Below are 23068 nucleotides of genomic sequence, written 5' to 3'. Positions count from 1 at the left end.
AATTGTTTTTAAAATAGCTAATTTTTTATTCTTTCATTTCACTGGTCTCTTCCATTTCAACAGAACCTTTGGTCCTGAACCGCTGGGTTCCTATCGCAAAACCTACTGCAGCCTCCAGGGCCATTACCGTCATTCCTACCAGCACAAATACCTGAAGTGAATAACTTTCAGGATGAAGATATCTCCATAATGCCACGAGATTAAGCATGCCTGCACCCAGCATCAGTTCTACACCCATCATGATCATAACAAGATTGGTCTGGCTAAGGGCGCCATATAATCCTATTCCAAAAAGAATGGCTCCAACTATTAAAACGCTTATCAATTCTATCATTTCTTTCGGTTTTTAAAAGGCAGGGCAGAAGCCGCTGCCGCAATCATCGCAACCAGGATCGAAGTTCCCGCGGTCTCAAAGATCATCATGGAACGTTTCATCAATTCCATACCCAAATCGTAATTCTGCTGTGCGGTGGTAGGCACATTTTCAGCAATCGCATCCCACTGAGAAAATCCCACGATCAAAATAACTGCCACTCCGGCTAATAAAGCCAGTGCTATGGAAGTCTTTTTTTGATGGGACATATCCATATCGCCCATTCCGCCGGGATCCATCATATACATCATCATAAAGATCGCCATGATGCTCATTTCTGTGGCCATCATCATAATTTGCAGGACGGCAAGAAATTCTGCCCGCATCACCAAAAACATCATCCCGAGAATGGCCATGTTTGCCAGCAGTGAAAATGCCGAGCGTACCATGCTGCTGGTCATAAAAACCCGCCAGCCGAACCAGATGGCACCAAGCCCCAGCACAATTAATATTATAAGGCGTATAGTAATCATAATAACAATAGTATTCCCACCCAGAGGATGTTGGTTAATGCTAAAGGGGTTCCGTATTTCCAGCTCCATTCCAGGGTATGGTCATGTCTAAGCCGGGGCATTAGCCTGCCGGCAAAGAAATAGGAAATAGCTACTGCTCCCGTCTTTAAAAATATCCACACAAAACCTGGAAGATAGGGACCATACCATCCTCCTAAAAAGAGATTGGCTGTAGCCAGAGCAAGACTGAAAATAAGAATGAGCCTTCCAATCCTGAATACCAGCAATCTTTTTCCGGTATATTCTGAAAAGATTCCTCCAGAAAGTTCCCCGGTGGAATTGGGGATATCAAATGGCGGTAGAAATGCCAGTGCAAGAGAAGCCAGGTAGAAAAGAATAAATCCGAGAGGCTGGTATATGATATTCCACAGATCATATTGAGATTCTACGATTTCAGTCATGTTCATTGACTCGGCCCGCATTACCGTGGAAGTGATCGCCATCACAATGGGCATGGAGTAGGCGATAAGCTGACCGAGAAACCGCCAGCCCCCGATCATAGAATACAATCCATTAGGAGCCCACCCCGCCAGCACCATAGATACCATAATATATGCCAGGGCAGCGTTGATAAAAAGTGCTGCCGTACCTATTCTTACAAGGATGAAATCTTTGGCAAAGGGAAGCACTCCCACCGAAAGAACTGCCGCCACAATAAAAAGGATGGGAGCTGTTTGTAAAAAGGTTTTATCGTGCATTCTTGGCTTTATGTCTTCCTGTGTAAAGGAAAAGGCAAAAGCCGAAAAAGGATGCAGAAAATCCCAGCGCCGGTACACCGACCAGTGTTCCACTACCGAAATGGCGTAGATGCTAAAGAAAAACAGGACCAAAATAAGTATCCACATCATACTATTTTCATTTATCGATTTCCCATGCTGAAATTCCCAGTGAAGCTATCCCTGCAAGAGCATCAGATAGCTCCTGCTGCATGCTGATCTTCGGAATCATTGCGGCAAGGGCCACAGAGGGAGTCTTTAATTTTATTTTCTGTATTCTTCCGTTGCGGATATTCAAATCTAAGCAGGCTGTTCCGGTAGCGGTCTCTATTTTTGCACTGCCCGTATAGTCTTCCCGATAGCCTGTTCTTTTTTCCGTAATTAATTCAGAACTGCCTTTCTCTGAAAACTTTTTTATAAGATCAAGACTCTGTGAGATCTCTTCCAGCCGTACCAGTAAATATCCCCAGGCGTTATTCTCACTCAATGTTATTGCTTCGAAAGGAGCATAGTCAGGATCTTCCATTCGATGATCTAACTTTTTCCCTGCTGCCCGTGCGACAGGGCCAGAAACGTGATGCAGGAACATTTCAGGGATTTTGCCACAGCTTCTTAAGCGGTTTTTAAGATAGAAACGTTTTTTAAGTTTCTCTGTATTTTTTTTGATCCCTTCTGCAGAATCATCCTGCAGAAAATCACGAAGAGATTTGTGAATCCTGAAATGCATTTCCTGGTCACCCACATTTTGCAGAAGCGTTTGAATTTGCAGAAGATGATAAATGATTCTTTCCTTTTCCAGTGCTGAAATATTTGCATTTACTGGGCAGTTGGAAGTATTCCGAAGAGCTTTGGTGGCAAGCTGCTTATAGGCCATGGGCTGAAGGGGATCCAAATTGCCCAAAAAACCAGGAAGTTCTGAAGGATCATCCTTCGGAAAATTATCCAGGAAGTGCCGGGAAAGAAGTCCTTTTTCGAAATTTGCCATTTTAACGGTGTCGCCGTCGAGCATCATTTTTATACGAAGTCCATCGGGAAGTCCCAGATGAAAAGGGCCAAACCGGCCTTCGTTCATATCCATGGGAAGACCGTCTGCGGCACGCGGCATATCTTTGGTCATCATGATCATAGACATAAAATCGTCACCTCCACCCTGGTCATGACCTCCGTTTTCTTCATTATCGTCATTGCCATCACGAGAGGAATGATCGCCATGGTCTTCGTGCTCATTCATGTTATGCTCGCCATGTTCATCTTTTTCTTCATCATCCTCGAATTCCTCCACCAGGAAAGAAGGTCTATAGGCTTCAGAATCCCGGGCCCATAGATTTCTGTTTTTCAGTTTGGAAGGCAACTGATTCAGTTCCCCGGGAGAGATAACCAAATCGGGCCTGGGAAGGGGTTCCACTTCCTGGAGATCTACGGTGACGAGAATGCGCGGGCGTGGCATTTGCGAGTAACTTATGGCAGCAGCTTTCCGAAGTTGGGGGGATAAGGGACCTGCTATAAGCAGGAGATTGGCATGCCGAGGACTTGCTACCATTTTGATGCCTTTCTGATAAATATTAAAACCTTTAATAATAAATAAATTTTCCCCAGGAACAGGAAAAATATTAAGCTCTCTTAAAATAAGCTTCGAAAGGATGTTGGTTCCAAAGAATCTTTTCCCTGAAACTCCGCCAAATTTTTGTAAAGTCTTTGTCATTGCCGTTTAAGCCCTCCCTGGCTCCAGGTATATAAAAGTCCCAGAAATAAGATGAGCAGGAAAACACCCATATCCATGAGAGCTGTAACTCCCAGTTTTTTATAAACTACTGCCCAGGGGTACATATAGGCCATTTCCATATCGAAGGCCAGAAAAAGTAATGCATAGCCGTAATAGTGCACATGATACCTTCCCCAAACGGGTTTTTTATGTAAATGTCCGCTTTCTGCCGGGATGTCTTTGCCGGGCTCCTTTTTTGTCTTTACCAAACTTTTCTTTGCCAGGTACAAACAGACCACCACCGCCACCGTAAAAAACAGCATGAAAAAAAGCATAAGATAGTTAGTCATCTATTGATGGATTTGATTGATTAGGTAATTTTAAATTTCCATTCAAGATAAGAGCAATATTTATTTTTGTAAAAGCATTTAGAAAATTTGACTTTTTTTTATCAAAACCTTAAGAAGTATAAAATTTTTATTTGGTCAAGACCACTCTAGTTATGGAGTTTCCCATAAAATTAATTCTTCTTCTCCATCCTTAGAAAAACTAATTTGAGCCATAGCCGGCTATAGCTCCAAATCTCACAGATGTTTTTCCCGGGAGAAAGTTACAGATTTACCATATCCGCAGAGATAGCAGAAACAGGTATGCCATTATTCTCACCTTCCATTAGATTCTGTACTACTATTGATCCACGGCATTCCTTCATCTTTCAGTGGCCATAAAAACCCTTAGAGTCGGTGCTGGAAAGATACAATAAATCCTGGCAAGGGTACAAAAATGACTGATCTGAGCACTTTGTATCCAGCATTGTACAGTTCGAAAAGGTGCAGGTGGATATTAATAGTGTTCAAATTTACCCCTCAAGGAATAGATAGAAATCATCTGGCTATATGGGAAGATTTTTCTTTAATTGCTCCATAGGCATTTTAACATCTCGTTGTAGCGAATCGGCCAGATGGCTTTCATGATCGGGAGACAGATGTACCACAATTACAAAAGCAAGCCTGTATTTTCAGGCATCTGCACAAAAATGTTTTAAGACAGTAAGCCCGCCGGCCGAAGCACCAATACCTATGATTGTCAATAAATCTTTGTCTTGATGATGTTCTTTCTTCCCCATAATTATTTTTATTCTTTCCTAAAAAAGAGTTCTCATATCTAAATATAATATACCTATCTAAAAATTAGCCAAAAAGCAGAATTAATTTAAGCCTTTTTCTGAAGGTGCTTTAATTATAATTTTTAACAGTCAATGATTTATATGGCATCACCTTTACTAAATCTCAAAACGGTATGATATCAACAACTTGAGAATATATCAAAACCGCCTCGTGATTTACATGGCCATAAAGGGATCAAAAGGATACCAATGGGTCATAAAATAATTTATAATAAGTCAAGTGGTTATTAATCAGGTAATCTAAAAGATATCTTTAAGTAATCAAACTGCCATAATATCGACCAAAAGCTTTAGATCTTCTACTAATCGGTTCGAGTTTTGTACCATAGGGGTCACTTTTATGAATAACAATTCGTATCAAAACCCAGCAAATCTTAGAATTAGCGTGGTTTTTAAGGTTTTAGAGGATCATTTAATTTGATTCGATTTGATTTAAAAAGGGAATTAAAAGACACAAAAGACACAAAAGACACCTCATTTTTTAAAAGACACCTGAGGTGTCTTTTGTTGATTTGACTTTATCTAAAAGATGAAAACTATTCAAAATTTAAACACACTATTGACTTCTATCTTCTGCTAAGACAGTATATAATTTTCGAGTATCTCAAATAATTTTCCTTGATTGTGAAAATTGTGAATATTTCTCGGAGAAAGCGGAAACTTTATTGTTCTCCAGGAATATCTTTGACTTCCATAAAGGGAGAACCGATAATAGAAGATTGTATTTTTATGTTATCGATTACAATTTTAAAAACACAAATGGTTTTATAGTGTCGCCTGAACAAATAAATTAGCGCATTCTTCGTTTAACATCTTTTATTTTTTTAAAAAAGAAGTAATTGATGTTTATAAATCATAAAATTTTATTTTTTAAAGCAAAAAATTTTGTAATCAATATATTATAAATATATTTACGTAATCGATTACATTGTTAATTTCATTAGGATATTAGCCCAATGAATTTGGCCCAGAGGATAAAAATAAGCTTAAAATGCTCTTAAATACTGGAGTATTTGACATTTTACGATATCGTTTTCGGGGAAAATTTTTAAGAAAGAGGAATAATTTAACTAACTAATTCAATTTCACATCTATTAAATATGGTATTTATGATGAAAAAATTCCACTACAAATTAAGTTGGTTTCTGCGGAACCGATTTTCCAGAAAGGAGCATGATGGTATTCCATTATTAGTATTGTTGTTATCGGTTTTTACATTAACGGTAAATCCGCTTTATGCACAAAATGTAGAGGTATCAGGAACAGTTACCGCTGAGGACAATGGAGGACCGCTTCCCGGTGTTACCATTTTGGAGCAGGGAACTTCAAATGGAACGGTTACCAATTTTGATGGAGAATATGCTATTGAAGTTTCCAGTGAAGATGCTGTTTTGGTATTTAGCTATGTTGGATTTCAAACCGTTGATATTAATGTTAACGGGAGAAGCAGAATTGACGTTGCTTTACAAACAGATCAGGCTTCACTGGATGAAGTGGTAGTTGTAGGATATGGTACCAGCAGAAAGTCAGATTTAACCGGTTCTGTAGTTTCTATTTCAGGCAATGAATTAACAGAGCAGGCAAAATCCAGTGTAGCTGAAACCTTAACCGGTAGACTTGCCGGGGTTCAGGTGTTATCTACTGAGGGTTCTCCCGATGCAGAAATTAATATCCGCATTCGGGGTAATGGTTCATTAACTCAGGATAGCTCACCACTCATAATTGTGGATGGCTTTCCTGTGAGTAGTATGAGTGATATTAGCCCTACTGATATTGCGAGCATTTCCGTGCTTAAAGATGCATCTTCCACTGCTATCTACGGTTCCAGAGGAGCAAACGGTGTTATTATTATAACTACTAAAGATGGTGTAAGCGGCAAAATTAGTGTAAACGTAAATTCGTTTTATGGGTTTCAAAAGATAGCAAATACAATTGATGTGCTTTCCCCTGAAGATTACGTGAAATGGCAATATGAATATGCCTTGCTTGATGATCCGGAAAACCTGGATTCTTACGAAAGGTATTTTGGACTTTGGCAGGATTACGATCAATACCGGGGGGTTGAAGGCAATAACTGGCAAAAACAGATTTACGGAAATATGGGAGAATTACAAAGCTATGATTTGGCAATAAGAGGAGGTTCTGAAAAGTTAAGCTTCAATTTTAACTATGCCCATTATGATGTAAATACCATCATGTTAGGTTCCGATTTTAAGAGAGATAACCTTTCACTGGCATTAAAAAGTGAAGCTGGTGAAAAGGTGGATTTATCTTTTACCATTCGCTATTCTGATACAGAAATTAATGGAGGTGGGGCTAATGAGCAAAATGAAGTGTCCTCTACCGATTCCCGGTTGAAATATAGCGTACAATATTCTCCAATCCCAATTTCGGGAATTACAACTACTAATACAGATGAAGCCTTATCTGGCTATTTGGTAAATCCTTTTGTGGCCACAGCAGACAATCAAAGACAACAACTAAGGAAAAACTTTAATATGTTGGGGAGTTTTGCATGGGATATCCTGGACAATCTTAAATTTCAATCAGATTTTGGATTAGATAACAGGTACGATCAGGATTATCGCTATTATGGTCGCTCTACCTATTATGCCAGCAACAAGCCATCTGCAGAAAATCAGGGGTTACCTTCTTTAGTTTACAGCGATCGAAAACGTGTGAGTTTTAGAAATGCCAATACAATTAATCTGGATTTAGATCAATATCTTAATGAAGATCACAGCCTAAAAGTGTTATTGGGAGAAGAAATGATCGTGACTAAAGATAATGAAGAAACAGCCGAAATTCAGGGTTTCCCAAAAGATTTTGATTTTAAGACCACACAAAAGCTTACCACTCAGGGTACTCCCCAAAGCGTAGATAATTTTTACAGGCCCGATGATAAGCTATTGTCATTTTTTGGCCGTATTAACTATACTTTTAAAGACAAGTATTTACTTACCGCTACCTATCGTGCCGATGGTTCCAGCAAATTCCTTGGAGACAATCGCTGGGGTTATTTTCCTTCAGCAGCGGTAGCATGGAAATTAAAGGAAGAAAATTTTTTACAGGACACGGAGTGGCTTGACGCGCTCAAGCTTAGGTTAAGTTATGGTGAGGCTGGTAATAATAATATTCCTTCCGGACAGACTGTACAAAGCTTTCAATCTAATACCACTACCTATTTAAATGGTATTCCTACATACTGGGCGGCTTCTAATGCATTAGCAAATCCGGATTTAAAATGGGAAACCACGGTAACTCAAAATATAGGTTTGGATTTTGAAATTTTACAAGGATTGGTAAGCGGTAGTGTTGAGGCATATAAAAACCTAACTACAGATTTATTACTTGCCTATCGTACTCCTGGTTCGGGATATGAGTTCCAGTATAGAAATCTAGGTGAAATCCAAAATACCGGTATTGAAGGTTCATTAAACATTAATGCAATAACTAAAGAAGACTATGGCTTAAGTTTCTCTTTAAATGCGTCAGCAAACAGGAACAAGATTAATTCTTTGGGGTCATTAGAGAATTATCTGGATAGATCAGGATGGGCTTCTTCTCAAATTGGGGGAGATTATGCCATTTGGATAGACAATCCGGTAGGAGCCATGTATGGTTACCAAGCTGACGGCCGCTATGAGGTATCCGACTTTGATTTTGATGCTGCAACAAATACCTATACACTTAAATCAGGAGTAGTGAGTAATGAAGATATAGTTGGAGAATTAATGCCAGGAATGTTGAAGCTAAAAGATATTAACGGAGATGGGGTGGTAGATATAGATGATAATACGCTTATAGGAGATGCCAACCCGGATTTTACCGGCGGATTTGTATTAAATGCCTACGCCTATGGATTCGATCTTTCCGCTGCCTTTAATTATAGCGTTGGAAACGATATTTATAATGCCAATAAGGTTCAATTCACATCAGCTAATGAAAATAGCCAGTATAGAAACTTAAGTTCTGAAATGGAAGATGGAAGAAGATGGACAAATCTAAACCCTGAAACCGGGCAGCTTATAACAGATCCGGAGCAACTTGCCGCTGCAAATGCAAATACCACAATGTGGTCTCCTTTTATGCAGAATTATGTTTTTAGTGATTGGGCAGTGGAAGATGGTTCCTTTCTTAGATTAAATACAATTACCTTAGGATACACGCTGCCCGATTCTCTAATGTCTAAAATTAATGTTTCCAAACTTCGGTTGTATGCAACAGCGAATAATGTTTTTATTCTTACAAATTATTCTGGTCTGGATCCTGAAGTTTCTACGCGAAGAAATACACCGCTTACTCCAGGAGTGGATTATTCTCCATTCCCCCGAAGCAGACAGGTGGTATTTGGCTTAAATCTTAATTTTTAAAAAATTAAAAGAAAATGAAAAACTTTATAAAAATCTGTTCGATATTTTTTATAACATGGCTGGTGGTATCCTGTGAAGAAGATTTTCTTGATGAAGATTTTCTTGAAGCCCCTGCGAATTCCTCCCTTGATAGATCTACCATATTTTCAACAGTAGATTTAGCCAGGGGAGCTGTTGATGGTATTTTGGAACCCATAGGACAAACTAATTCCTACAGGGGGCGTTTCATCCCGTATTACGGATTTAATACGGATGTTGAATATAACTATAGTGCGGGAGATGCAGGTACAGATGCAGATTTAGTGTACTACGATGCAAAGCCTAATAATTCCAGGATGAATACCGACGATAACGCCTGGGCTATGATGTACCAGGGGATAGAACGGGCAAATATTGCCATAGAAAATATACGTATCTACGGAAATCCAGAGCCGGGAACTGAATTTGGACAACTCCTAGGTGCAGCTTTAACTTACAGAGCTATTTATTATGCAGATTTAATGAAAGCATGGGGTGATGTTCCAGCTCGTTTTGAACCTATTACTTCCGAAACCCTTTATTTGCCAAAAACAAGCCGGGATACTATTTATAAACGGCTCATTGCAGATTTAGGCGAAGCATCTACATTGGTGGCATGGCCTAATCAATCTGCCGCCACAACTACTGTGGAGCGTATTAATAAAGCTTTTGTAAAAGGATTAAGAGCAAGGCTGGCAATGGTGGCTAGTGGTTATCAGCAGTATCCCGATGGAGTAAGAAGGAGTGAGGATCCAGATCTTTCTGTTCAGAAAATGTATCAGTTAGCACTGGATGAATGCAGATCTGTAATTAATAGTGGTACAGCTTCTTTAAATCCTTCTTTTGAAGGCTTTTGGAGAGCATATAATCAGGAAAATATAAATGCCGGTGGCGAGTCTTTATGGGAAATTCCATTCGCCGATGGACGGGGAAGGGTGTTGTTCTCATTTGCCGTACGCCACCGTAGTGCAGATCAATTTACGCAGCAGGCCCGCGGTGGTACTGCAGGGCCTACACCTACCGTTTTTTACGATTTTGAGCAGGGTGATACACGAAGGGACGTTACCAGCGTACCATACCAGTGGGGTACTGCTATAGATGGGATAGCCCAGCAGGAGCTTGTGGGAATCGATAACTGGTATTTCGGTAAATATCGCTATGAGTGGATGGAGCGCCTTGTAACTTCAACAAATGATGATGGCGTAAATCTTATATATATGAGATATGCAGAAATTCTTCTTACTGCTGCTGAAGCGGCAAACGAACTGGAGGGACCCGCTGCTGCCGCACCATATCTAAAGGAAATTCGTGAAAGGGCATTTCCGGAAGAACTTCACGCAGAAAAGGTAGATGCGTATGTAGATGCACTCACTTCTAAAGAACAAATGTTTAATGCTATTGTAGAGGAGTATAAATATGAATATACCGGAGAAATGGATCGTAAAATGGATCTTATCCGATGGAATCTTCTTAGTGAAAAATTAGATGAAGAAAAGAATAAATTGAGCAATCTGGAGAACAGGACAGGAGAATATGCCAACGTGCCAACAACAATTTATTACAAATATGAAGAAGACGGCTATACTTTAGATCTCTATGGTTTAGAGAGAGGGGAGACCTCGAATCCTGGACCGGAATGGTCAGCCTTTGCCTGGGACCAACCTTTGGATGAAATAATAAATACTATTTATAAGCCTGGGATTGATCCAGATAATAAGCAATTCTGGCCAATCTGGCAGGTCTTTATTGACGCCAGTAACGGTGAATTAGTAAACGATTACGATTACTAGAACTTTAAAATAGAATCAATTTATTGAATTATGAAAGTAAAATATATCTTTAAAAGTTTACTGACAGCTATTCTGTTTATGGCTATTATTACAGGATGCGACTATGATACGGAGCTTATTGAAGAGCTGCCGGTAGAGAGAGAATTTGCGCCGGTTAATTTAAGATCATTTGTAAGAAATCAGGTGAATGTGGAACTTAACTGGACAGTTGATGAGAATGTTAACAGCTATATTGTAGAATTTTCAAAGGATTCCACGAGCTTCGACAATATTGTTAAAACTGTTGAAGTAAATCCGGAGGAATTACCTGTACTGGTACCCTTAGAGAGCAATACTTTTTATGCTATAAGGGTAAAAGCGATAAGCGCCAGGGGAATAGATGATTCCTCCTGGGCCACTACCACTGCACAAACCTTAACCGAGCAAATTTTTACTGAAGGCGAAGATGACGATATTAAGGCTAGGGAGGCAATCCTTAGATGGGTGCCAGATAGTGAGGTGACAACTATAAGTTTAAGCCCGGGTGATCTTGTTTACACCATAACTCCTGAGGACAAAGCAAATGGTATGGCGACTATTACCGGTCTCACTCCAGATACAGATTATATTGCCACTTTACTTAATGGTTCTCAAATTAGGGGAATAAAAGATTTTAGTACCGGTATAGATATAGGTGATGGTAAGTTAGTTACTCCTGAAGACGACTTGTTGCAAATGATAGCAGATGCAAGCACAGGGGATATTTTGGTCCTTGAACCAGGTGATTATACTGCCCAAACCGGAACGATAACGTTAGACAAATCTTTGACTATTAGAGGTCTTAGAAGTTTTGATAAACCTCTTCTCAAGCTTTCGTTTGAACTTGTTTCCGGTGCAGAGGATGTGGAATTTATTGATCTGGATATACAGGGAGAAGGCTTAGGTTCTAACAGCCTAAACACCTTCCTGGAATATACAGGGGCAGGAAATTATAACTCCCTGTTGATTAGTAGCTGTAATATCCATAATTATTCAAGATCATTTGTCGCAGGAAGTACCACCGATGCGATTCTGCAGACCTTAACCGTTGAAAATTCCATTATTTTTGACTTCTTTACAGATGGAGGGGATTTTATAGATTTTAGAGACTCAGATGTACTTAATATAAATCTTTTAACAAGTACATTCTATAACTGTGCTCCAGCTCGTGACTTTATAAGAATGGATGCCAGCGGAACATCAAATGGCTCTGGTGTAACTGCCAATATTCTAATTGATAGCTGTACGTTATATGCTGTTTCTGATGATGATGGCAGGAGAATCCTGTATATCCGATTTGTATCCAATGATGTAACAGTAAGGAATACAATAATAGCTGAAACAGAATCTGAAGGCTATGCAGACAGAGAGGGTATAGACGAGTCACCTGACTTTAGCGACAATAATTACTTTAACGCACCAGGATTCCTGGATACATCACAATACATTTATGATGATAGTAATTATTTCAACTTAGATCCGGGATTTGCAGATCCATCAACGGGAGATTTTACAATCACTAACCAAACGTTAATTGATAATAATATAGGTGATCCCCGCTGGAGATAGTATGAAATTTCAAGTAGAAATAATAAAAGGGTATGCGTTTAATGATGCACACCCTTTTATTGATTTTCTTGAACAGAAGTGGAAAATATGAAGGATCCATAGGTGATCTTATTTTAGATTTCTAAAGACGGACTTGAATATACATACAGGGATGAGTTAACTTTTTTTAATTAATAAGCGAAAACGATATCGGGAAAACCTTCTGAAGATTAAAGAAGATAAATTACGCATCAATACATTTTAAATCAAACTAAATCTTTATGGAATGATGAAACAACTACAATTATTAGGCCTGTTCCTCTTTTTAGGAATTTTACAGGGCTATTCACAGGAAATCTCACAAAACCTTCCCGACGTTTGGGATTTTGGAGCTACTCAACTGGATGAATCCCAGTATAACAATCAGTTATCTGTAGAAATTATCAATTCCTGGTATGATGCATCCATAGCCCCGGGAACTTCAGGCATTAATTTACCAGATTTTACAGCTGGTGATCTTAGCTTTACCGGAGGGGGAAGTGACCGCCTGCGAACCAGCAATACGAATCTTACCCGGTATGATGATAATATTGATGAACATGAAGATTTTAAAGGAAGGGTCTATATCAATTCCTCGGGTGCTACAGGCAGGTTCCTCAGCATCGAGTTGGCTGAAGGTGATGAAGTAACAATCTGGGCTCTTTCTCAGGAAGGAGACAGTAATATTCATTTTGAAAATGCTGCAGATCCAGAACTTCAGAATGATATTGTTGCCGTAGGGGAAGAAATTACCGAATTAAAATTTACGGCAGAAACTTCCGGTACTTATAATATCTATGATGATACCGGGAAACCAAGTTATTTTAGAATTGTACGTGAAAGTAATACGATGAGTTCAGAATCAGGCAGTGATCTTACCGATGCTTGGGATTTTGGTGCCACACAGCTTGATGCGTCTGAATACAATAATCAATTATCCGTAGATATTATCAATTCCTGGTATGATGCTTCTATCACCCCGGGAACCTCTGGTATTAATTTACCAGATTTCACGGTTGGAGATCTTAGCTTTACAGGAGGTGGAAGTGACCGCCTGCGAACCAGCAATGTGAATCTTACCCGTTATGATGAAAATATTGATGAACATGAAGACTTTAAAGGAAGGGTCTATATCAATTCCTCGGGAGCTACAGGCCGGTTTCTCAGCCTGGAATTAACTGAAGGTGATGAAGTAACCATTTGGGCTCTTTCTCAGGAAGGTGACAGTAATATTCATTTTGAAAATGCTGCAGATTCAGAACTTCAGAATGATATAATTGCTGTTGGAGAAGAAATTACCGAATTAAATTTTACGGCAGAAACTTCCGGTACTTACAAGATCTATGACGATACCGGGAAACCGAGTTATTTTAGAATTTTACGGAAAAGTGCTAACAATGCTACGGTAAGCGGTAATGTAGAGGTTACTGCAGCTTCAGAAATTCCTGATAATTTCAGCATAATTTTTACTAATGAAAGCGGTGACTCGTGGAGTTCTTCCGTTTCTGAAGGTACTTATAGTGTAGATCTTCCTGCAGGTGACACCTATGATATTTCTCTTGAAGGAGCCGACGGGTATTCTATTATTGGTAGTACCAATCTGGAGATTACAGAAAATACTGCTCTGAATTTATTGATTCAAACTGATGAAGCGGCAGGCAATGGTCTTGCAGATGTCTGGGATTTTGGAGCAACACAGCTTGCAGAGTCTGAGTACAATAATCAGTTATCGGTAGAAATCATTAACTCCTGGTATGATGCATCTGTCACCCCGGGAACCTCGGACATTAACTTACCAGATTTTACAGCTGGTGATCTTAGCTTTACGGGAGGTGGAAGTGACCGCCTGCGAACTACAAATACCAATCTGACACGTTATGACGATGATATTGATGAATATGAAGATTTTAAAGGTAGAGTATATATCAATTCATCGGGTGCCACCGGCAGGTATTTTAGCCTTGAACTGAATGAAGATGACGAAGTTAGCCTTTGGACACTTACCCAAAACGGAAACGGTAATATTCATTTTGAATATGTAGCAGATCCGGAACTTCAAAATGATGCAGTTGCGGTGGGCAAAGAGCTTACAGAAATAAACTTTATGGCAAAAGCTACAGGTACGTATCGAATTTATGATGATACCGATAAACCAAGTTATTTCAGGATTATACGTAAAAGTGCTACTTATACTACCGTAACAGGAAGTGTGGATGTGGCAGAAGCCGAAGGTATCCCTTCAGATTACAGTATTGTATTCAAAAACGAACTTGGTAAGACATGGAAGCTTTCTTTGGCAGATGGAGGATCGTATAGTATAGTTCTTCCTGTAGGCTATCAATATGATGTTTCCTTAGAAGGAGCTGAAGGATATTCCGTAGACAGTAACGCCAGCCTGGAAGTAACTGAAGAGACTTCTTCATTTGACATTAGTATAACTAAAGATCTGATCTATGTAGAAGGCCTGGCGGATGTCTGGGATTTTGGAGCAACCCAACTGGACGAGTCTCAGTATAATAATATGCTGAATGAATCACGAATAAATTCCTGGTATGATGCATCTGTCACCCCGGGAACTTCAGGCATAAATTTGCCAAATTTTACAGCTGGTGATCTTAGTTTTACCGGAGGTGGAAGTGATAGGTTACGAACAACCAATTTGAACCTTACCCGGTATGATGATGATATTGATGAATACGAAGATTTTAAAGGAAGGGTTTATATCAATTCCAGAGGTGCTACCAACCGTTTTATGAGTTTGGATTTAAATGAAGATGATAAAGTAACTCTTTGGGTGCTTGGCCAGGATGGAAATGGGGAGCTTCACTTTGAAAATACAGCAAATCCTGAATTACAGAATGACGTGGTAAGTGTGGGTGGTGAGCTTCAGGAAGTAAGTTTTGTGGCAAAGGCAAACGGAACTTATCATATTTATGACACGGCCGACAAGCCTAGTTATTTCAGAATTATCAGAAAACCTGCCACTTATTCGGAATTATCTGGAAACGTAGATCTTACCAATGCTCCGGGAATTCCTGAAGATTATTCGATTGTATTTTCTATTGAAGAAGGAAAAACCTGGAATGTGACACCAACCGATGGTTCCTACCAGGTTGAACTGCCAATAGATTTTGACTACAATATTTCTCTTGAAGGCGCTGATGGATACGTAATTTCAGATGGTGCTTCGGTAACTATAACTGAAAGTGCAGCTACCCATGATATAACTATAGAAAAAGTCGAAATTTATGCTGTTTCGGGATCAATTAGTGGTCTGGATGAGAATATTGAAGATTTAGACTTGACGTTTACTCCAGATCCTGGCGCTGATGTACTTTATGTTCCGAAGCCAATGATTGATGCAGATGCAGCCACATACTCTGTAAAACTTGAACCAAATGTTGAATATACCATAGAGAGTGAGGGTGTGGATGGATATTATATTCCGGAAAATACGCTGGAAATAACAGGTGAAACTACAAGCGACATCGTTTTTGAGGCTGAACCCGATGGGCCATTTGGAGATATTGACGGAGACGGAATTTTAAATGGTGTAGATAATTGTGTTTCAACTCCTAATCCAGATCAGGCAGATGTTAATGAAAATGGAGTTGGAGATGTATGTGATGACGATGATGGAGACGGAATTATCAATTATGAGGATAACTGCCCTGATTCTACAGAAGGAGTGACTGTTGATGTTTTTGGTTGTGAGGTTTTTGATCTTGCGGCAGATAATTTTAATATATCTGTATATGACGTAAGTTGTAACGGAAACGGTGACGGATTTATTAGTATTAGTGCTGAAGATACCAATTACACCTATAATGTAGCGCTTTCTGGTGCAGAGAGCGGTTCGGCAACTTTATCAGCTTCTAATGAATTTTCTGCGAATATTCAAAACCTTCCGGCAGGGACATATGATATCTGTATTACAGTAGACGGACAGGACAATTATGAACAATGTTTTAATGTTACTGTAGAAGGGCCAACACCTCTGGAGGCCTATTCTTCTGTAGATTATGGAAATAATACGGTATCCTTTTCATTAACAGGGTCCGATGTTTATACTATAGACCATAACGGTGAAATAACTACCACCGCACAATCGCGGGTGGTGCTGGATCTTAAAAAAGGTAGGAACAAATTTACCATTTCTACCGATTCTGACTGCCAGGGCACTTTTTATAAAGAGGTCCTGATGTCTGAAGAAGTGGTGCTGTTCCCAAATCCAACCAGGGGTGACCTTAAGGTTTACATTAATGGAACAGATACCAAAGTAGAGGTATCGCTGATTAATCTTAATGGAAGGGAGTTTATTTCAGAAAAAATGGAAATTCCTGCAGACAGGGTTCTTCATCTTAACCTTACCAATTTTAGGAATGGAGTTTATTTCCTTCAATTAAAATCAGCTACGGTAAGTAAAACTCTAAAAGTTATTAAATCATGAAAAACTATATAAAAACACCTTATATAAACCTGCTCCTAATCTGCATCATGGGAGTGGCAACGCTTTCCTGTTCCAGTGATGATGATGCGGATATTATTAATGATGCCGTCCCGGGAGCAGCCTCTTTGGTGCTTCCGCAGGACAATACCGAATGTGAGATTGGCGATGTGGTGGCTAATATGGCTGAGGTAGCTTTTGAATGGACCGAAGCAACAGATGCGGATAGATATGATCTTGTGATCACTAATCTTGCTACCCAGGAAGTTACTCAACGGCCTAATCTAACTACCACATCTTTAATGGTAAGGCTTGAAAGGGGAAATCCTTATACCTGGAATGTGATCTCAAAAAATGACGGTGAAGAAACCACAGCCTCAGAGGCGTATAGATTTTACGTTGCCGGCGAACCAGGTTCCAATAATGTGCCTTTTCCGGCAACACTTATGTCCCCTGCTTCAGGAAGCACGGTAACGCCTGTTGATGGTATGGTTACCCTGGAATGGGATGCCACCTCTACCGATACAGACGGGGATGCATTAACTTATACTTTATATGCAGATACCGAGGATGGTGATCAGGAACCGCCGGAAGAGTGGACAGGGCTTACTGAAACCTCCATAGAAATTGAGGTGGAGCCCAACAGCATTTATTACTGGCATGTAGAGACCAGTGATGGGAAAAACACAGCGATAAGCAATACTTTTTCTTTCAGGACGGGTGAGAATACTTCTTCTATAAATGGCAAGATCGTTGGCACAACCCAGGAAATTTTAGACGCTATTGCAGCAGCAATTCCCGGAGAGAATATTTATATCCGTGGAGGGGATTACGTTTTTGATTCCACTATAGAAATAAATACCAGTGGGAGTGAAAACAATATGATCTCCTTGCTGGCATATCCTTTAGATGATACCAGGCCTAAATTTGATTTTTCTTCGATGTCTGAAAATTCTTCAAACAGAGGCGTCGAATTAGAAGCCAGTTACTGGCATATTAAAGGGATTGATGTCTACAAAGCCGGGGATAACGGAATGAAGGTAACCGGTAGCAATAATATGATCGAATTCTGTACTTTTTCAGAATGTGCAGATACCGGACTTCAGTTAGACAGTGGTGCTGCTAACAATACAATTTTGAATTGCGATTCTTACTTTAATGCCGATTCTTCCCTGGAAAACGCTGATGGATTTGCAGCCAAGTTAAACGTAGGCACAGGAAACAGGTTTATTGGCTGCAGGGCCTGGAGAAATCTCGATGATGGCTGGGATGGCTATTTAAGAGGAGGTGATAATGTTACCACTACCTATGAAAATTGCTGGGCTATCGAAAATGGTTATTTAGAAGATGGTTCCCCAAGCGGCGGGGACGGTAACGGTTTCAAAACCGGAGGAAGTGATGATAAAGATCTTAAGCATAATGCCGTTTATATGAATTGTGTGGCGGTAGGTAATGCAGCCGATGGATTTGATCATAACAGTAATAGGGGTGAAGTGGTACTCTACAATTGTTCCGCATATGATAATGGCAGGAATTACGCTTTTAGTAACACAAATCCTCTGGAAAAATTAACTATTAAAAACAGTAATGTACTGGGCGAAGTAGGAAGTATTAATGCCACCGCGCTGGACGTTACCAATAATAGCTGGATGGAAGGTGTTGAAAGTACTGTTGATGATTTTGAAAGTATAGATTATGAAGAGTTAACAGGACCAAGGCAGGAAGATGGAAGCCTTCCGGAGATTAGCTTTTTTCACCTGAATTCAGATAGTGATTTGATAGATGCAGGAGTGGATGTGGGCTTGCCATATAATGGTTCAGCGCCAGATCTGGGGGCTTTTGAGTTTTAAAAGCTTCATCAATTCTGGAAATTAGTTGAAACAGGGCATCACCAATCGGACTTTTTTCAGGATCTGGTTGTGTGGTGCCTTTTTATACTTTAATTTACTAGGAGGATCAATTATCATCTACTTAATTAAAAGCAGTATGCTACAGGATGGCAGGCCCTTCGAAATTTTTTATCTTGGGATTTCCAGATTATTCTTTTTTAAATCATATTTATGAAGAAGATGATTTTTAATGTTAATATTATATATAAGATAAATTAATCCTTTTAAGGATGAGGATTTCACTCTTTTTAAAAGAAAAAAATATCAAAACTTTAAAAATTAAAAAAATTGATTATATTCGTGTAATCGATTGCATGTTTAATAAAATTACATACAAATGACCAATTCAGAATTCAGATACGCACACCATCCGGAAGATGTAAAAAGATATACAACCCAGGAGCTTCGGAAGCATTTTTTAATTCCGGAACTCTTCAGAAATAACGAAATCAACCTTACCTACTCCATGTACGACAGGTTTATCGTAGGCGGGGCATTTCCGGTAGATAAAGCGGTTCAACTGGAAACCATAGACGATTTAAAATCTGAAAATTTTCTGGACCGTCGTGAGCTTGGGATCATTAATGTAGGAGGTGCCGGCAAAGTAACCGTAGATGGCGAAGTGTATGAACTTGCCAATAAGGAAGCGCTTTATGTAGGGCAGGGGAAGAAAGAGGTTATTTTTGAGAAATCAGGAGATGAGCAGCCATATTTTTACCTGAATTCTGCTCCCGCACATCATGCTTATCCTACCAAAAAAGTAGGGAAAGAAGATGCTGAGGTTATTGAGCTGGGAGACGCAAAATATGCCAACAAACGTATCTTAAATAAATTGATTGTAAACAGCATTGTAGAAACCTGCCAGTTACAAATGGGAATGACCGAGCTTGTTGAAGGAAACATCTGGAATACCATGCCGCCACATACCCATACCAGGAGAATGGAAGCTTACTTTTATTTTGACCTGGAAGAAGGGCAAACCATAAGTCATTATATGGGCCAGCCAGAAGAAACCCGGCATATTTTTCTAAAAAATCATCAGGCAGTTTTGTCGCCGGAATGGTCTATTCATGCAGGGGCGGGAACTTCAAATTATACGTTTATCTGGGGCATGGCCGGGGAGAACCTTGATTATGGCGATATGGATAAAGTGGCTGTTAACGAATTGAAATAAGCAAGTATGGATGATTTATTCAAATTAGAAGGAAAAACAGCTCTGGTTACCGGTTGTAAGCGCGGAATTGGTTTTGCGATGGCAGAAGCTTTGGCAGAAGCCGGGGCCGATATTTTAGGAGTTTCGGCATCTTTGGAGACCAAAGGTTCTGATATTGAAAAAGCGGTAAAGACAAAAGGCAGAAAATTTCAGGGGTACCAATGTGATTTTTCGGATAGGAAAGCGCTTTACGCTTTCATAGAAAAGGTAAAATCTGAACATTCAGAAATTGATATTTTAGTCAATAATGCGGGAACCATCATGCGAAAACCTGCTGCAGAGCATCCCGATGAATACTGGGATAAGGTTATAGAAGTTAATCAAAATTCCCAATTTATACTTACCCGGGAGTTTGGAAAGGAAATGATTAAAAGAGGCAGCGGAAAAGTAATATTTACAGCCTCATTGCTTACCTTTCAGGGAGGTATTACGGTTCCAGGCTATGCGGCTTCCAAAGGGGCTATTGGGCAACTAACCATGGCTTTTTCAAATGAATGGGCTTCTTCTGGGGTGCAGGTAAATGCTATTGCGCCCGGATATATTGCTACAGATAACACCCAGGCGCTCCGTGAGAATGCTGAAAGAAGTGAAGCCATATTATCACGAATCCCTGCAGGAAGGTGGGGAGAGCCTAAAGATTTCCACGGCCCTATTGTTTTTCTGGCTTCTAAAGCAAGCGACTATATGAGTGGCGCTATCCTTACGGTAGATGGCGGTTGGATGGGTAGATAATCTCAATAATCTCTAAAATTCGTGGGCTCTTTAAGTGGGTTTTCTGCGAAAGAAATTGAACAAAGAATACAATAAATCATGAAAAATCAGAATTTTATTAATGATAGCTTCCTGTTGCACAACAAATATGCCCAGGAACTTTATCAAAAATATTCGGCAAATCAGCCAATAATAGATTATCACAATCATTTATCTCCTAAAGAGATCGCGGAAGATCGTAAATTCGAAAATATCACCCAGGTATGGCTTGCCGGAGATCATTATAAATGGCGTGCGATGCGTACCCTTGGCGTGGATGAAAAATATATTACCGGCGATGCTTCAGATAAGGAAAAATTCCTTGCCTGGGCAAAGACGGTACCTCATACGCTTCGGAATCCCCTGTATCACTGGACACACCTGGAGCTAAAACGCTATTTTTGGATAGATGAACTCCTGAATGAAGAATCCGGGGAGCGCATTTATGAAGAAGTTAACAGGCAACTGCAACAACCGGAGAATTCCTGTCGCGGATTGCTGAAAAAAATGAACGTGGAAACGGTTTGTACTACGGAAGATCCTATAGATAACCTGCAATATCATCAGCAAATTGCTAAAGAAGACATTGGCATTAAAGTAAGTACAGCTTTTCGTCCCGATAAAGCGTTGTTAATTGATGCTGAAGGCTTTAATGATTATCTGGATAAACTGGCAAAAGTAGCTGAAGTAGAAATCGATTCTTATGAAGACCTGCAAAAAGCGCTTCATAAAAGGATTGAGTATTTTGATACCAATGGCTGCAAACTTTGCGACCACGGGCTGGATTATATTTCTTATGAAAACTTTACCGAAGAAGAAATTGCCGGCATTTTCAAAAAAAGGAGGAAAGGGGAGGATATTTCTGGACAGGAAGCCGAAAAGTTTAAAACCGCGTTGCTGCTGTTTTTAGGAGAAAATTATCATGAAAAGGGCTGGGTGCAGCAGTTCCATCTTGGTGCGCTTCGAAACAACAATAAAAGAATGCTAAAGCAACTTGGTCCTGATACCGGTTGGGATTCCATAGCCGATTTTAGCCAGGCAGAAAACCTATCTGCATTTTTGGATGCTCTGGACGGAAAAGATAAACTCACCAAAACCATACTTTACAACCTTAATCCTTCCGATAATGAGATTTTTGCGACCATGATCGGGAATTTTAACGATGGAAGCGTAAAAGGAAAAGTGCAGCTTGGTTCCGGCTGGTGGTTCTTAGACCAGAAAGACGGCATGGAAAGACAGATGAACGCCTTGTCCAATATGGGGCTTATCAGCTGCTTTATAGGAATGCTTACCGATTCCAGGAGCTTTCTGTCTTTTCCGCGGCATGAATACTTCAGGAGAGTGCTTTGCAATCTTTTTGGGGAAGAAATGGAAAATGGCGAATTACCAAAAGATATGGCACTGGTTGGAAAAACCATTGCAGATATCAGTTATCATAATGCTAAAGAATATTTCAGTTTTTAATGCAGGAACAGGAAAAAGATAAAGGAAAAACGGTCACTTATGGAGAAGTGATCATGCGTTTATCCCCGTCAGAAAACCGCAAATTACAGCAATCCAATAAAATGGATTTCTTTTTTGGCGGGACTGAAATGAATGTTGCCGCTTCGCTTTCCTATTTCGGTTTGAAAACACAGCAGGTGAGCAATGTCTCGAATGATCTCGTTGGAGATGCCGCTTTAGCTGCGATGAAGCAGTTTGGGATAGATGTTTCTGCAGTAAACAAGGTCGACCATCCTTTAGGATTATATTTTTTGGAAGTCGGCTCTTCCATGCGCCCCGGAAAAATTGCGTATAACCGTTTGCATGGCGCTTTTGCCAATATAAAACCGGAACAGGTGGATTGGCAGGCAGTACTTGAAAATTGTGATTATCTGCACTGGACAGGGATTTCCCCGGCCATTTCAGAAGGTGCTTATTTAACCTTAAAAGAAGGCCTTGAAATCGCAAGTGAAAAAGGAATTACAATTACGGCAGATCCTGCTTACCGCAGCAACCTTTGGAAATATGGAAAAGACGGTCATGAGATATTAAAAGAACTCACCTGTCTTTCCACTATTTTTATTGGCGGGGTAAACGAGATCAATGAAATCTTGGGAACCGACTTTTCTTTTGAAGAAGAAGGTTTTATTGCCGCTGCCAAAAAGCTGATGGAGGAATGCCCTAATATTGAGAAAGTCTTCGATAAAGTAAGAACAGGAGTAAGCGCTTCCTGGCAGAAGATATACGGCAGGGCCTGGACCGGGAAAGAATATCTTACAACCGAAGAACTGGAGATCACTAGCGTGGTAGACAGGATCGGAACCGGCGATGCCTTTGCGGCTGGCCTTATTTATGGGTTACAAAACTTTGATGATAAAAAAGCCCTGGGCTTTGCCAATGCGGCATGTGCTTTAAAACATACTATTTTAGGGGATGCCAACCTGGTAAGTGTTGAAGAAGTTCTGGAAGTAATGGAAGGTAGTACCGGGGGAAGGATTAAAAGATAGCAAAA

General features: G+C 39.9%; 14 protein-coding genes and 1 pseudogene. 9 read left to right on the top strand and 6 right to left on the bottom strand.

What is annotated here, in order from left to right; genetic code table 11:
• Nucleotides 1-25: 25 nt before the first annotated feature.
• The 6 genes and pseudogenes from nuoK to AB8M93_RS05945 all read right to left on the bottom strand — a co-directional run.
• Nucleotides 26-334 carry an NADH-quinone oxidoreductase subunit NuoK gene (gene nuoK, locus AB8M93_RS05970; protein ID WP_373056663.1) on the bottom strand — a complete coding sequence of 103 codons (309 nt, stop codon included), beginning with the start codon at nucleotides 332-334 and terminating at the stop codon, nucleotides 26-28.
• Complete coding sequence (locus AB8M93_RS05965; protein WP_373056662.1) at nucleotides 331-846, bottom strand: NADH-quinone oxidoreductase subunit J family protein; 516 nt, start codon at nucleotides 844-846, stop codon at nucleotides 331-333. The genes nuoK and AB8M93_RS05965 overlap by 4 nt, the downstream gene beginning before the upstream one ends.
• Entirely contained in the window at nucleotides 843-1733 is an 891-nt protein-coding gene (locus tag AB8M93_RS05960) for a complex I subunit 1/NuoH family protein (RefSeq protein WP_373056661.1), read from the bottom strand. The genes AB8M93_RS05965 and AB8M93_RS05960 overlap by 4 nt, the downstream gene beginning before the upstream one ends.
• 7 nt (nucleotides 1734-1740) lie before the next feature.
• On the bottom strand, nucleotides 1741-3303 hold the full coding sequence (locus tag AB8M93_RS05955) for an NADH-quinone oxidoreductase subunit D-related protein (RefSeq protein WP_373056660.1): 1563 nt from the start codon (nucleotides 3301-3303) through the stop codon (nucleotides 1741-1743).
• A complete protein-coding gene (locus AB8M93_RS05950; RefSeq protein ID WP_373056659.1) occupies nucleotides 3300-3653 on the bottom strand; it encodes an NADH-quinone oxidoreductase subunit A in 354 nt (117 codons plus the stop codon). The genes AB8M93_RS05955 and AB8M93_RS05950 overlap by 4 nt, the downstream gene beginning before the upstream one ends.
• A gap of 542 nt (nucleotides 3654-4195) precedes the next feature.
• Nucleotides 4196-4303, bottom strand: a pseudogene (locus AB8M93_RS05945) (hypothetical protein); the annotation flags it as partial.
• Nucleotides 4304-5598: 1295 nt separating this feature from the next.
• Here AB8M93_RS05945 and AB8M93_RS05940 point away from each other — a divergent pair.
• From AB8M93_RS05940 to AB8M93_RS05900, 9 genes are all read left to right on the top strand, one after another.
• Nucleotides 5599-8862 (top strand): SusC/RagA family TonB-linked outer membrane protein, encoded by a 3264-nt coding sequence (locus tag AB8M93_RS05940; RefSeq protein ID WP_373056658.1) that lies wholly within the window; start codon nucleotides 5599-5601, stop codon nucleotides 8860-8862.
• A gap of 14 nt (nucleotides 8863-8876) precedes the next feature.
• Nucleotides 8877-10670: a RagB/SusD family nutrient uptake outer membrane protein gene (locus AB8M93_RS05935; RefSeq protein WP_373056657.1), complete on the top strand. Its 1794-nt coding sequence runs from the start codon at nucleotides 8877-8879 to the stop codon at nucleotides 10668-10670.
• A gap of 30 nt (nucleotides 10671-10700) precedes the next feature.
• Entirely contained in the window at nucleotides 10701-12257 is a 1557-nt protein-coding gene (locus AB8M93_RS05930; RefSeq protein ID WP_373056656.1) for a DUF5123 domain-containing protein, read from the top strand.
• 265 nt (nucleotides 12258-12522) lie between these two features.
• A complete protein-coding gene (locus AB8M93_RS05925; RefSeq protein ID WP_373056655.1) occupies nucleotides 12523-16725 on the top strand; it encodes a T9SS type A sorting domain-containing protein in 4203 nt (1400 codons plus the stop codon).
• On the top strand, nucleotides 16722-18572 hold the full coding sequence (locus AB8M93_RS05920) for a right-handed parallel beta-helix repeat-containing protein (RefSeq protein ID WP_373056654.1): 1851 nt from the start codon (nucleotides 16722-16724) through the stop codon (nucleotides 18570-18572). Before AB8M93_RS05925 ends, AB8M93_RS05920 begins: the two co-directional genes overlap by 4 nt.
• A gap of 376 nt (nucleotides 18573-18948) precedes the next feature.
• Nucleotides 18949-19785: a 5-dehydro-4-deoxy-D-glucuronate isomerase gene (gene kduI, locus AB8M93_RS05915; RefSeq protein ID WP_373056653.1), complete on the top strand. Its 837-nt coding sequence runs from the start codon at nucleotides 18949-18951 to the stop codon at nucleotides 19783-19785.
• A 6-nt stretch (nucleotides 19786-19791) separates the two neighbouring features.
• Complete coding sequence (locus AB8M93_RS05910; protein WP_373056652.1) at nucleotides 19792-20556, top strand: SDR family NAD(P)-dependent oxidoreductase; 765 nt, start codon at nucleotides 19792-19794, stop codon at nucleotides 20554-20556.
• 78 nt (nucleotides 20557-20634) lie between these two features.
• Nucleotides 20635-22038 (top strand): glucuronate isomerase, encoded by a 1404-nt coding sequence (gene uxaC, locus AB8M93_RS05905; protein ID WP_373056651.1) that lies wholly within the window; start codon nucleotides 20635-20637, stop codon nucleotides 22036-22038.
• Nucleotides 22038-23063 carry a sugar kinase gene (locus tag AB8M93_RS05900; RefSeq protein WP_373056650.1) on the top strand — a complete coding sequence of 342 codons (1026 nt, stop codon included), beginning with the start codon at nucleotides 22038-22040 and terminating at the stop codon, nucleotides 23061-23063. Before uxaC ends, AB8M93_RS05900 begins: the two co-directional genes overlap by 1 nt.
• Nucleotides 23064-23068: the final 5 nt, after the last annotated feature.

This window comes from Autumnicola aciditolerans (assembly GCF_041679265.1).
Classification (GTDB): domain Bacteria; phylum Bacteroidota; class Bacteroidia; order Flavobacteriales; family Flavobacteriaceae; genus Autumnicola.
Note: the sequence above shows the minus strand (reverse complement) of the source record. Positions and strands in the feature narration are given on the sequence as shown.

Coding starts and splice junctions, on each gene's coding strand:
- nuoK (WP_373056663.1), bottom strand. CDS start 334: ATGATAGAATTGATAAGCGTTTTAATAGTTGGAGCCATTCTTTTTGGA.
- AB8M93_RS05965 (WP_373056662.1), bottom strand. CDS start 846: ATGATTACTATACGCCTTATAATATTAATTGTGCTGGGGCTTGGTGCC.
- AB8M93_RS05960 (WP_373056661.1), bottom strand. CDS start 1,733: ATGATGTGGATACTTATTTTGGTCCTGTTTTTCTTTAGCATCTACGCC.
- AB8M93_RS05955 (WP_373056660.1), bottom strand. CDS start 3,303: ATGACAAAGACTTTACAAAAATTTGGCGGAGTTTCAGGGAAAAGATTC.
- AB8M93_RS05950 (WP_373056659.1), bottom strand. CDS start 3,653: ATGACTAACTATCTTATGCTTTTTTTCATGCTGTTTTTTACGGTGGCG.
- AB8M93_RS05940 (WP_373056658.1), top strand. CDS start 5,599: ATGATGAAAAAATTCCACTACAAATTAAGTTGGTTTCTGCGGAACCGA.
- AB8M93_RS05935 (WP_373056657.1), top strand. CDS start 8,877: ATGAAAAACTTTATAAAAATCTGTTCGATATTTTTTATAACATGGCTG.
- AB8M93_RS05930 (WP_373056656.1), top strand. CDS start 10,701: ATGAAAGTAAAATATATCTTTAAAAGTTTACTGACAGCTATTCTGTTT.
- AB8M93_RS05925 (WP_373056655.1), top strand. CDS start 12,523: ATGATGAAACAACTACAATTATTAGGCCTGTTCCTCTTTTTAGGAATT.
- AB8M93_RS05920 (WP_373056654.1), top strand. CDS start 16,722: ATGAAAAACTATATAAAAACACCTTATATAAACCTGCTCCTAATCTGC.
- kduI (WP_373056653.1), top strand. CDS start 18,949: ATGACCAATTCAGAATTCAGATACGCACACCATCCGGAAGATGTAAAA.
- AB8M93_RS05910 (WP_373056652.1), top strand. CDS start 19,792: ATGGATGATTTATTCAAATTAGAAGGAAAAACAGCTCTGGTTACCGGT.
- uxaC (WP_373056651.1), top strand. CDS start 20,635: ATGAAAAATCAGAATTTTATTAATGATAGCTTCCTGTTGCACAACAAA.
- AB8M93_RS05900 (WP_373056650.1), top strand. CDS start 22,038: ATGCAGGAACAGGAAAAAGATAAAGGAAAAACGGTCACTTATGGAGAA.